This is a genomic window from Magnetococcales bacterium (assembly GCA_015231925.1).
GTDB lineage: Bacteria > Pseudomonadota > Magnetococcia > Magnetococcales > JADGAQ01 > JADGAQ01.
Map to the genome: position 1 here is coordinate 1 of JADGAQ010000139.1, position 11,250 is coordinate 11,250.

The 11,250-nt window shown below is 56.0% G+C and carries 13 protein-coding genes; 6 read left to right on the top strand and 7 right to left on the bottom strand.

Features of this window, described 5'->3' with window-relative positions; genetic code table 11:
- Positions 1–37 precede the first annotated feature (37 nt).
- The 5 genes from aroC (at position 38) to rlmD (ending at position 3,890) form a co-directional block, all read left to right on the top strand.
- The gene (gene aroC / locus HQL56_14070; protein MBF0310645.1) at positions 38–1,129 is read left to right on the top strand and encodes a chorismate synthase; all 1,092 of its coding nucleotides are present in this window, start codon (positions 38–40) and stop codon (positions 1,127–1,129) included.
- 144 nt (positions 1,130–1,273) lie between these two features.
- Positions 1,274–1,525, top strand: a complete 252-nt coding sequence (locus tag HQL56_14075) for a type II toxin-antitoxin system ParD family antitoxin (GenBank protein MBF0310646.1) — start codon at positions 1,274–1,276, stop codon at positions 1,523–1,525.
- Entirely contained in the window at positions 1,522–1,848 is a 327-nt protein-coding gene (locus HQL56_14080) for a type II toxin-antitoxin system RelE/ParE family toxin (protein MBF0310647.1), read from the top strand. Before HQL56_14075 ends, HQL56_14080 begins: the two co-directional genes overlap by 4 nt.
- Entirely contained in the window at positions 1,848–2,399 is a 552-nt protein-coding gene (locus HQL56_14085; GenBank protein MBF0310648.1) for a hypothetical protein, read from the top strand. Before HQL56_14080 ends, HQL56_14085 begins: the two co-directional genes overlap by 1 nt.
- Before the next feature lie 168 nt (positions 2,400–2,567).
- Positions 2,568–3,890: a 23S rRNA (uracil(1939)-C(5))-methyltransferase RlmD gene (gene rlmD, locus HQL56_14090; GenBank protein MBF0310649.1), complete on the top strand. Its 1,323-nt coding sequence runs from the start codon at positions 2,568–2,570 to the stop codon at positions 3,888–3,890.
- A 388-nt stretch (positions 3,891–4,278) separates the two neighbouring features.
- Here rlmD and HQL56_14095 read toward each other — a convergent pair whose 3' ends face one another.
- The 4 genes from HQL56_14095 to ftsE all read right to left on the bottom strand — a co-directional run bounded on the left by HQL56_14095 (position 4,279) and on the right by ftsE (position 7,132).
- Complete coding sequence (locus tag HQL56_14095; GenBank protein MBF0310650.1) at positions 4,279–4,617, bottom strand: DUF2442 domain-containing protein; 339 nt, start codon at positions 4,615–4,617, stop codon at positions 4,279–4,281.
- A gap of 199 nt (positions 4,618–4,816) precedes the next feature.
- On the bottom strand, positions 4,817–5,200 hold the full coding sequence (gene gcvH / locus HQL56_14100) for a glycine cleavage system protein GcvH (GenBank protein ID MBF0310651.1): 384 nt from the start codon (positions 5,198–5,200) through the stop codon (positions 4,817–4,819).
- A gap of 208 nt (positions 5,201–5,408) precedes the next feature.
- A complete protein-coding gene (locus HQL56_14105) occupies positions 5,409–6,440 on the bottom strand; it encodes an ABC transporter permease (protein MBF0310652.1) in 1,032 nt (343 codons plus the stop codon).
- Positions 6,437–7,132, bottom strand: coding sequence for a cell division ATP-binding protein FtsE (gene ftsE, locus HQL56_14110; GenBank protein ID MBF0310653.1), 696 nt, complete (start codon positions 7,130–7,132; stop codon positions 6,437–6,439). Before ftsE ends, HQL56_14105 begins: the two co-directional genes overlap by 4 nt.
- Before the next feature lie 240 nt (positions 7,133–7,372).
- On the opposite strand from ftsE, the gene HQL56_14115 reads away from it, so the two are divergent.
- Positions 7,373–9,433: a zinc-ribbon domain-containing protein gene (locus HQL56_14115; protein ID MBF0310654.1), complete on the top strand. Its 2,061-nt coding sequence runs from the start codon at positions 7,373–7,375 to the stop codon at positions 9,431–9,433.
- A 289-nt stretch (positions 9,434–9,722) separates the two neighbouring features.
- Here the strand turns inward: HQL56_14115 and HQL56_14120 are convergent, their stop codons facing one another.
- The 3 genes from HQL56_14120 to HQL56_14130 all read right to left on the bottom strand — a co-directional run bounded on the left by HQL56_14120 (position 9,723) and on the right by HQL56_14130 (position 10,791).
- Positions 9,723–9,992 carry a DUF2442 domain-containing protein gene (locus HQL56_14120; protein MBF0310655.1) on the bottom strand — a complete coding sequence of 90 codons (270 nt, stop codon included), beginning with the start codon at positions 9,990–9,992 and terminating at the stop codon, positions 9,723–9,725.
- Between the two features lie 12 nt (positions 9,993–10,004).
- Positions 10,005–10,232: a DUF4160 domain-containing protein gene (locus HQL56_14125; GenBank protein MBF0310656.1), complete on the bottom strand. Its 228-nt coding sequence runs from the start codon at positions 10,230–10,232 to the stop codon at positions 10,005–10,007.
- Positions 10,233–10,398: 166 nt separating this feature from the next.
- The gene (locus HQL56_14130; GenBank protein MBF0310657.1) at positions 10,399–10,791 is read right to left on the bottom strand and encodes a hypothetical protein; all 393 of its coding nucleotides are present in this window, start codon (positions 10,789–10,791) and stop codon (positions 10,399–10,401) included.
- Between the last annotated feature and the right edge of the window lie 459 nt (positions 10,792–11,250).

The following is an 11,250-nucleotide window of genomic DNA, read 5'->3' on the forward strand; positions in this document are numbered from 1 at the left end:
GCGGTGGTGAAAGACGGCGAAAAAGGGGAGGCGTAGCATGTCCGGCAGCGCAATGGGGAGGATGTTTCGTCTGTCCAGCTTCGGCGAAAGCCACGGCCCGGCCATTGGTGGCGTGGTGGACGGCTGCCCTCCCGGATTGGAGCTGACGGAGGCGGATTTGCAACGGGATCTGGAGCGTCGTCGTCCCGGCCAGAGCGCTTTCACCACCCAGCGTCGGGAGGAGGATCGGGTACGGATTCTCTCCGGGGTTTTCGAGGGGCGCACCACCGGGACTCCCATCGGCCTGTTGATCGAGAATACCGATCAGCGTTCCCGGGATTACGGCGCCATCAAGGACCGCTACCGTCCCGGCCATGCCGATTACACCTACGACGCCAAATACGGTTTTCGGGACTATCGGGGCGGGGGACGCGCCTCGGCCCGGGAGACGGCGGTGCGGGTGGCGGCGGGGGCCATCGCCCGCAAACTGCTGTGTCGGGAAGGGATTGTACTGCGTGGGGCGCTGATAGCCATGGGCGAGGAGGCCATCGACCGCAATCGGTGGGATTGGGCGGAGGTGGAACGCAACCCCTTTTTCACTCCCGACGCCGAGGCTGCGCCCCGGTTCGCCGCTTTGATCGAGACCCTGCGTCAGGAGGGTGATTCCGTGGGGGCGTTGGTGGAGGTGGTGGCCGAAGGGGTGCCCGCCGGTTGGGGGGAGCCGGTTTTCGACCGGTTGGACGCGGAGTTGGCCAAGGCCATGATGAGCATCAACGCGGTCAAGGGGGTGGAGATCGGCGCGGGCATGGAGAGCGCCCGTTTGCGGGGCAGCCTCATGGGCGATGAGATGGTGCCGGGCGAGGATGCCGGGTCGGTACGTTTTCTGGCCAATCGGGCCGGCGGCATTCTGGGGGGCATCTCGTCGGGGCAGCCGGTTGTGGTGCGGCTGGCTTTCAAGCCCACCTCGTCGATTCGTCTGCCGCGATTGTCGGTGGACCGTTTCGGAAAACCCTGCGAGGTGGTGACGGAAGGTCGCCACGATCCCTGTGTGGGCATTCGCGGAGTGCCGGTGGCGGAAGCCATGATGGCCCTGGTGTTGATGGATCATCTCCTGATGGCCAGAGCCAGACCGCCATGGCGGAAGGAATAAAGGCCGGCCTTTTAATATTTTATCCTTTAAGTATCAAAAAAAGAAAATGTTCTGTCCTTTGACTTATTCTGTTATCATTTCCACAGATTTTCAGATAAATATAAAAAAGATATTGCAATCAGCAACCCCTGTGAGGAGGGTGACATGTCAACCAACATCCATCTTACTCCGGAACTTGAATCGTTTGCCTGTGGATGTGTGGCCAGCGGACGTTTCAACACGGTTAGTGAGGTTGTTTATAGCGCGATGAAGATGTTTCAAGAGAAAGAGGAGCGTCGGAAACATTTCAACGCCATGCTGGATGATGTTCGCCAGGAGACCCAACGGGAGGGAGCTTGCGAGGCGGCGGATGTGCTGGCGGAAGTGGATCGGATGATCGAAGAATCTTCGCAATGAAACCTGCCCGGTTATCTCCCCAAGCTCGGCGGGATATACTGGAGGCAACGCGATGGATTATGGCGGACAATCCAGAGGCTGCGCGAGCCTTTCGGATTGCCATCGACAAGGCGACACTTCTCCTTGGCGCCCATCCACGGGCGGGTCGGGAACGATCCGAACTGATTGATTCTCCTGCGCGGGTATTGTTCCTGACGAACTTTCCTTATGTGTTGGTGTACGATGCCGAAACAGTTCCCCCGTTGGTTTTGCGGATACTTCACGGGGCGAGGGATCTGCCGGAACTGATGGGTGATTTTGAGCAAGTGGAGAGGGATCATTAATGGACATTAATGAAAATGATTATATTTCCGTAATAGACGTTGCCAGTCAATTCGGCAAGAAAAAGACAACAATTTTTAAAATTATTGCTCGCCTCGGCATAGAAAAGAAGAATTTACAAAGTCCAAATAGGCATGGTCAGATGGTATCATATATTCCACAAAGCAGTGTCGAATTGATTCAAAATGAACTTGTAAGAAATATAAAAGAGGAAGATTATGAAGGTATTAATGATAGTGCAGGAACTGTATATACTCCAGACAAAGGAGTTTTCTATTTTGTCCTGTTAGAGCCGGATCATGATCCGTGTCGATTTAAGGTTGGTTTTGCCGTCAATCTGGCGGAGCGATTGCGAGATTTAAAATGCTCTGCTCCGTTTTTGAGGGAAATGAAGACTTGGCCATGTAAACGTTTATGGGAAAAGACAGCGATTGATTGTGTATCAAATGGATGCGAACAATTAAATACTGAAGTTTTTCGAGCAGCATCAATCGAAAGCGTTCTTGATAAATGTGAGGCATTCTTTCGATTGATGCCGACGTTGGAGCGATGATAAGTATTAACCAATTGCCCAACCGTAGAGTGATTGTTTTAAGACATCTCAGATAAATGATAAACAGAAAAGTCAAAGGACAGAACATTTCCTTTTTTTGATACTTAAAAGATAAATATTGAAAGTCAAAAAATTATAACATTTTTATCACCTGAAAGTTGCAATACCGTGAATCCTGCTGAAAATCAATCAATCCTTGAAGGCCACATCGAACGCCTGCTGCCCGGCGGATTGGGATGTGTCTCCACTCCCGACGGGCTGGTGGCCATTCCGGGGACCGCGCCGGGAGACGATATCCGCTACGAACCGTTGCCCGGCGGCGGGGGTTTGGCCCGTGGCCGATTGGTGGAGGTGCTTCGTCCCGGTCCGGGGCGGGTGGAGCCGGTTTGTCCCCTTTACGGGGAGTGCGGCGGCTGCGGACTGATGCATCTCGGACCCGAAGCGGTGTGTGCCGCCAAACGCGATTTCCTGGTGGACTCCCTGCGCCGGCTGGGACGGGTGGCGGATGCGGAGCAAAAGGTGGCGCCGCTGGTTTGGCCGGATCAGCCCTTGGGCTATCGCATTCGCGCGGGCCTCAAGGTGCATCGGCGCACCGGGAAAACCCTGCTGGGATTCCACGCTCCGGAAAGCCACCGGGTGGTGGATCTGCCAAGTTGCCCGGTGTTGCACGGACGCTTGTCCGACTTGCTGACACCGTTGCGGGAGCTGATTTCCACCTTGGCGGGAGGGGACGGGTTGCCCCAGGTGGACGGGGTGGTGGGCTTCGAGGGGGTGGGATTGGTGTTCCATTTTCTGGAGTCGCCCTCTCCGGCGGATCGGCAGCGGCTGATGGGTTTCTCACGGGAACAGAAGCTGGCGGGGTTGTGGTTGCAACAGGGTCGCAAACACACCCTGGAGCGCCTGGTGGGTGGGGAGTATCTGCATTATCGGGTGGCGGGGATGAAGGTGGCTTTCGGGCCCGGGGATTTCATTCAGGGGCACGCCCAGGAGAACGAACGCCTGGTGGCCACCACCCGGGCGGGGGTGGGGACGGGTCGGGGGAGTTTATGGGATCTGTTTTGCGGGGTGGGCAATCTGACCATTCCGTTGGCGGCGATGGGACGTTCGGAGGTGTTAGGGGTGGAGAGTTACGCTCCGGCGTTGCAGGCGGCGCGTCACAACGGGGAACGGGAGAACCTCTCCATTCTGAGCTGGCGGGAGTTGGATCTGTTTCGCCCGGAGAAGGTGGCCAGTCTGCCCTGGGGACGGGAGCAGGTGGTGGTGATGGATCCGCCGCGAACCGGTGCGGTGGCGGTGGCGCGTTATTTGGGGGGTGTTGTGAAGGGGGTGAGCCGGTGTGAGCGGGTGGTTTATGTCTCCTGCGCCCCGGCGACGTTGGCGCGGGATGTGGCCATTTTGCAAAAGGGGGGCTGGAGTTTGGAGCGGGTGACGCCGATCGAGATGTTTCCGCATACGGTGCATGTGGAGGCGGTGGCGGTGCTGAGCAGATAATCTTCGACTTTCAATATGTTATCCTTTAAGTATCAAAAAAAGGAAATGTTCTGTCCTTTGACTTTCTCCGTTAACAATTCCCTTCCAGAATCGTTACAGGAAAGGTAACTGTTCAGATATACGGGGGTTCGGGGGGGATTATCCCCCCCGACGGGTCCAGGGCAGCGCCCTGGGACTTTTCCTTTTTGCTGTTGACGTTTCAACCCCATGGGGTCCAGGGGGCACCCCTGGGACTTATCCTTTCGCCGTTGACACGATCGTGCTGCCCCGTGCAGGGGTCTGCATAGTTACCAGGAAAGAAACACAAATAACTGTCAAACAAAAGTCAAAGGACTGAACATTTCTTTTTTTGATACTTAAAAGATAAAATATTGAAAGTCAAAACATATCACAAAAATACCGCAACCTTGTTGTGGGAACTCTGCTGTTCTCTCAGGACGTTTCCTTTTTGGAAGGTTTCAACGGTGATTTGGGATTGTTCCTGGGCCAGCCGCCACAAGGTTTCGGCGGAGAGATCCACCTCCTCGGTCCACACGATATCCGTTCCGTATTCCCCAATTCGAACTTGTTTGAACAATTCGATGGATTGTCGCAACGGGGTGTAAACCCGGAACGTTTCAATCAACGTTGAAACATCCACAAGGCTCTCCCCTCCGGCTTTCCAGCCGATGTGCAGGGTGTAGGGTCGTTCTCCCGGAGCGACGGAGACAATTCGTGGCAACGGCATTGGATTACCCTCGCTCGTTCAATTCCGCCCATTTGAGAACCAGGCCTTGCTGGTGGGCGCGTATCCATGTCATGGCTTGAGAACGGCATTGAATCGGGTTGAAAAAAGAGGCCGGAAAAAGTCAAAGGCCAAGGGGGGCAGCAGAGCTCCCCCCTTGACCCCCCAACCCTTCTTGCTACTTAAAGACCATATGGACTGCTCAGTGGGCAATCAGCTTGCCGTAATCTTCGGCGTCCATCAGGAAACTCCGGTCCGCGCCTTCCTCCAACTGCAGGCGAATCATCCAGCCGGCGCCGTAGGCATCCTCGTTGACCTTCTCGGGGGCATCGCGCAGCGCTTCGTTGACTGCCGTCACCACCCCCGACACCGGGGCGAAGAGATCGGATACCGATTTCACCGACTCCACCACCCCGAAAGGCTTGCCCATCTCCAGCCGTGTTCCGACAGCCGGCAATTCCACGAAAACCACATCTCCCAATTGTCCGGCGGCGAAGTCGGTGATGCCCACCACGGCCTGATCACCCTCCAACGCCAACCATTCGTGTTCCTTGGTATAGTGCAAGCCCGCCGGGACCGATGACATGAGCGATATACTCCTCTAGATTTGTATCTGTTCAGTTATATGGGGGTTCGGGGGGGATTATCCCCCCCGACGGGTCCAGGGCAGCGCCCTGGGACTCTTCCTTTCGCTGTTGACGTTCAACCCCATGGGGTCCAGGGGGCACCCCCGGGACTTTTCCTTTCGCCGTTGACACGATCATGCTGCGCTGTGCAGGGGCCTGAATAGTTACCTATATTTTTAGAAAACGCGACAGAGACAACAATGCCCCCGCCAAACCCAACACCACTCCCAACCCCACGATCAAGCCCAGATTGCTCCAGGAGAGGGGATTCAACACCAGATGCACGCCGAAGGAGAGCCCCAGATCCCGCACCACCTGCCGCGCTCCCAGATAGAGCAGATGGGTGAAGGCCATGGCCAGCACCGCTCCGAAAAGGCCCTGCAACACGCCTTCGAAGATGAAAGGCGTCTTGATGAAAGCGTTGGTGGCGCCCATGAAACGCATCACCTCCACCTCGTCACGCCGGGCGATGATGGTCAGCTTGATGGTGTTGGAAATGATGAGCGCCACCGCCGAGAGCAACAACGCCGAAAGGACATGGCTGACGTAACGGAAACTGTGGATCACGGAGGAGAGGCGTTTGGCCCACTGTTGATCCCAGGAGACGGCATCGATCTCCGACCAGGTGGAGAGGTTGCGGGCCAGACGTTCACCCTCCAGGAGGTTGTCCTCCTTGAGGGTGAATTCCACGGAATAGGGCAGGGGATTCTCTTCCAAGCCGTCGAGCAGACCCGCTTCGGTGCCCATCATCTCCTTGAGACGCCGCAAGGCCTCGTCGGGCGAGATGGGATTGATGCCGGTGACCAGAGGTTGCAAGGCCAGTTGATCCAGAAAGCGGTCGAGCTTGTTCCCGGTGATCTGGGGTTTGAGAAAAACGGTGATGGTTCGATCCCCGCGCCAGTGATCCAGCGCCGACTGGGCGTTTTCCAGCAGCAGGGAGAAGACCCCGTAGATGGTCAGGGCGATGGCGATGATGATGGTGGTGGTCCAGTGGGAGAGGGAGCCTTCGTGAAAAAAGCGCCAGGCACGTTGCAAGGCGCGGCGATAGCGATAGACCGCCGAAACGCCGACCTTTTTCGGGGTTTTGCCCCGTTGGGACTTGGCGTCGGTTTTTGCGGAGGCTGCACTCTCCGTCGGAGAGAGACTGGCCATCTCCGCTTCCCGGGCTTCGCTGCCGCTTTCGGTCGGTTGGTCGCTCATGAGGCTGCAACCCTGGACTGGAACCGGGCGGACGGAGGCACCACGGTCAGGTGTCCGCTCACCAGGGCAATGCGGGGATGGCCGGTCTCCGCTGCCAATTCCTCGTCATGGGAGACCAGCAGAACCGTGGTCCCTTGACGGTGCATGGCTTGAAAAAGAGAGAGAATGCGCCGGGCCATGGCGCGATCCAGATTGCCGGTGGGTTCGTCGGCGATGACCAGCGCGGGCCGGTTGATGATGGCTCGGGCGATGGCCACCCGTTGCTGCTCCCCGCCGGAGAGGGCGATGGGGCTCAAGTGCATGCGTTCCCCCAGACCGACGTACTCCAGGGTGCGCGCCACCTGAACGCTGATGCGGGCCGGATCGTGACCGGCCACTTCCATGGCCAGGGCCACGTTGTCGAAGACACTGCGATCGTAGAGCAGCTTGTAATCCTGGAAAATCACCCCGATGCCGCGCCGCACCTCGGGCAACTGCCGCGCCGAAAGCTTGCCCATGTTGCGTCCGTTGATCATGACATGGCCCTGGGAAGCCACCTCCGCCCGATAGATTAGCTTGAGCACGGAGGTCTTGCCCGCTCCCGAATGGCCGGTGAGAAAATGGAACGAACCACGCGGCAACATGAACGAGACGTCTTTGAGCGCCTCGTATCCTGTTGGGTAACGCATGGTGACATTATGAAACTCGACCATCACAAACCTTTCCCTGGCAAACATGTGATGCATCCCCCATGGTAGTCCGCCTACCCGGTTATCTCAACCCGGATAATGCAAACGGGCTGCATGAGGGGCCATTTCGGGGGAAAATCGGGCAAGATGGGGGTTGGCACGGGAGATGCTGCGCCTGAAGGGATACCTCCCTGCAAACGGGAGGAGAATGCGATATGATGTCCGTATCGTGATGAGCCCTTTTGCCCAGAGGAGTGAGGACGGGTGATCGTCCAGTGCGAGAACTGCGGGAGTCGTTTCGAGGTAGACCAGAACCTGCTGGGTACCAAGGGGCGCAAGCTGAAATGCTCCCGTTGCAAGCACATCTTTTTCCAGGCGGCTCCTTCCGCCGAGGCGGGAGAGGAGCAACCGGTGGCGACGCTGCCCCCGGTGGTTGCTCCCGTGGTGGAAGCCCCTGCCGAAACCGCCCCTCCCGCAGAGGAGGAGAGTGCGGTGGAGGACGATTCCTGGATGCAGGATCTCTCCCCGGAAGAGGAGCCCCCTGCCGCCTTGTCGCCGGACGTGGAGGAGAGTCTTTCCGAAGCGGATAACGAGGCTTTGGCGGCTTTGTTGGCGGAAGAGGCGGAGAGCGGCGCCGATTCGCCGGATGAGGATCTGGCCGCGGCCTTGGCTGCCTCGGAAGAGGAGGGTTTCGGATCCGCTGCGGAAGAGGAGGATTTGGCGGCACTTCTGTCCACGACGGAAAAAGATGCCGTCTCGGAAGAGGAAGACGATTTACTGGCGGCGTTGGCTGCTGCCGAAGAGATGCCGGCGGATCCGGAGTTGACGGCGGCCTTCGATCTGGATGCGGATTCCGATGCGGATTTGCAGGCGGTTCTGGCCACGGAGATGCCGTCCCAGGCCTTCGAAGCGGAGGAGCCTGCGGAAGAGGTCGTGACGGAGGCTCCTGCTGAAGAAGATTTTTCCGTGGACGATCTTTCGGTTGATGAGCCGGAGATTTCTGCGGGGGCTTTTAACCTCGACGATTTTTCGGATGATGAGCCGGAGATTTCTGCGGGGGCTGTTGACGTCGATGATCCGGAGGAAGAGGGGGGGGAGCGCTCCTTCCCTTCGTTGGAAAAGGCGTCGGCGGAGGAAGAGGATGAGTTTCCCGTGGCGGCGGCTGCGGATGTCGGGATGGACGCGGGAGAGATCAACGGGCTGGATGAGGACTTTGGGGCCGGGTCGGGTGCCGCTGTCGGGCGCGAAGTGGATGATCTGAGCGATGCGGATCTGGAGCGTCTGTTGAATCAGGGCGCGGAGGGTTCCGCCTCCGAAGAGGATGCCCTGGCTCAGGCCATGGATGACATGGATCTGGGTGATTTGTCTGCGGGTGGGAACGACGACGGGTCGGGGCTGTCGGCGGACCTGATGCTGAATGAAGACGATTTGCAGGCATTGGATGATCTGGAGGCCGGCGGTCAGCAGGAGATGGATCGTCCCCCCACGACGGCGAGTCGCAAGGATACGGCTCAAGCCTGGGAGGAAGAAGACGGCGATTTGCAGGACATTGTGGAATTGGACGAGGTGGCGACCCGTCCGGAGGATCTGGATCGGGACATCGATCTGGATGCCGACACCATGTTGCAGAGCAAGCCGGGCGGGATGAGGCGGGATGATCCGGTTTTCGATCATCTTGGACTCGATCCCGTCAAAGACATGGCCTGGGAGATGCCGTCCGCGGACCATGAGGCGATGTTGAGCGCCCATTTGGATGGTGGGGATCATGTTTGGGATGTGGGCAAGGAGACGCCGCCTTCGTTCCTGGACAATGCTTCGGTGCGTTCCAAGGTTTGGCTGGTGGCGGCTTTGTTGTTGCTGGTGTTGGTGGGGGGGTATGGTTATCGGAGCGGGTTGCTGGCTTCGTTTCTTTCGGGGAAGGGGGGCAGTGGGCCGTTTGCGGTGGTGAGAGCGGAGGCCAGTTGGCAGGGCAGCGAGTTCGCGCCGTTGTTGCGGGTGGATGGGTTGTTGCGCAACGAGGAGAAGCGGTCGCAGCGGGCGCAGATGGTGAAGGTTTCGTTGGTGGATGCGGCGGGGAAGAATCTGGTTTCGGGGCGTGCGGTTCCGGATCGGGTGTTGACGGGTACGGATTTATCCAGTGAAGAGAAGGTATTGCGGGACATGTTGGCGTTGCAGAGCAATGTGGAGCGGCTGAAGGTGCCCAAGGTGGGGCCACGGGATGAGATGCCGTTCCAGGTGGTGTTCATCGATCCGCCGCAGGAGGCGGTGAATTTCCGGGTGGATTTCGAAGAAGTGCCGAAGGATGCCGGGCCGAAGCCTAAGTAATCCTGATCCGTTGACTGATAAAATAAATAAACTCCCGCCACCAAGCGGGAGTTTATTTTGTATCCGTTGACTTTCAATATGTTATCTTTTAAGTATCAAAAAAAGGAAATGTTCTGTTCTTTGACTTTTCCTTTATCATTTAAGGAAATTGCAAAACTCCCGCCACCAAGCGGGAGTTTATTTTATATCCGTTGACTTTCAATATGTTATCTTTTAAGTATCAATAAAAGGAAATGTTCTATTCTTTGACGTTTCCTTTATCATTTTTCGGGAGCGAAGCCCCGGACGTTCACCCCGCGATTCGCACATTCCGCTGCCGAACCTGCTCCAGCAGGGTATCGGCTCCGTATCCGATATCTCCCGGCCAACCCAAAGCGCATCCCCAATCGATGACCTCGACTTGGGAGAAGAGCTGCGGATTTTCCAGATGAGCCAACGGCGCGGACCGCCGGATGATCGACGACATGTCCACGGTATCTTCCCCGCCGTCACGCCACTTCACCACGATGGAGAGCGTGCCGGGCAGGGCTTGTACGGTATCGATGCGGGGGGTGGGCATGAGGGTATGTCCCTATCCGTTCATTTCGATCCAGGCCAGGGCGATTTCTACGCGGTGTTCCTTGGCCCATTCGATGGCGATTTTGATGTGGGGGTGGGTTTCCCCTCCACCGATGACCGCCATGTCCCGAATGCGGACGATGGCCTCCGCATCAGGGGAAGCAATGTGGAAATGTGGCGGATTATGGTCATCCGCGTAAATGCTGATTCGGATCTTTCCAATCTGGGTGATGGTGGTCATCTGCGACGGCTTTCCCCTTGTGGATCAGCATAGCGCAGACTTGCCAACTGCTCAAGATAAAGAGAGATCGTGGTTTGGAGAGGTTCTGGCAGGAGACCGGGGGGGTGCCTCCCGGCATGGTTTGGAGGAGAACGGAAGAAATCCAACAGTTAAGAATAGTATTTATTTATGGCTTTCCTGGCTCGATGAGTATAACATTTTCAGACCCTATTTCATCTATTTTATTAACAATAGCCTTGTGCTCAGAAGATCCGGCATCAACAAAAGTTTTTAATGTCCAAGCCATGCTATGTGAATTTGTATATTCTACCAGGAGAAAATCACCGTGTGCCATGACCTCGGCTAAAGATCTGGCGATGGCCTCACAACATTTAGCGTCGCATGGAGTTTTCTTATAGGCTGTTTGGTTTCCAGTCGGAGCAAATCCAGCATTAGAAAGAATATTTCCTACAGCTTGCCTTCTGTTTGATGCTGACGGTTGGTTATTATTATGAATAGTATAGGAAACGGTGCAAGTCTCTATTGTGTTTACAATTGTGTTTACAATCGTAATCCTCATTTTGGATTCTCCAACTAAGTAATGTTTGTAACTCTGCCTCGACAGAGAATCATATTCCATATTGCGATCAATGGTCAATAAAATAAAAATATAGAAAATATTGTTATTAATATTTTAAGAAATTTACAGCAAATTATTTTTCCTAAATTTTGCATAACAATTTTCAATTATCGATACTTTGATTTCTGCCAATCCTCACACCGCCCCCCCATAAAACCGAACACGACCGCCTGACCCGCAAAGCCCTCGCCGACGTGGACGCCGGGCGCGGGCTGGATCATCAGGTTGTTCAGGATTTGGGAAGGAGCTTATTTAGATTTATTGAAAAAAGATAAGTCAAAGTCAAAGGATAGAACATTTCCTTTTTTTGATACTTAAAGGAAAATATTGAAAGTCAAAAGAATAAAAAAAGGCCGGGGGGTTGCCCCCCCGGCCAGTTGCTCCCACACCAAGCCAATC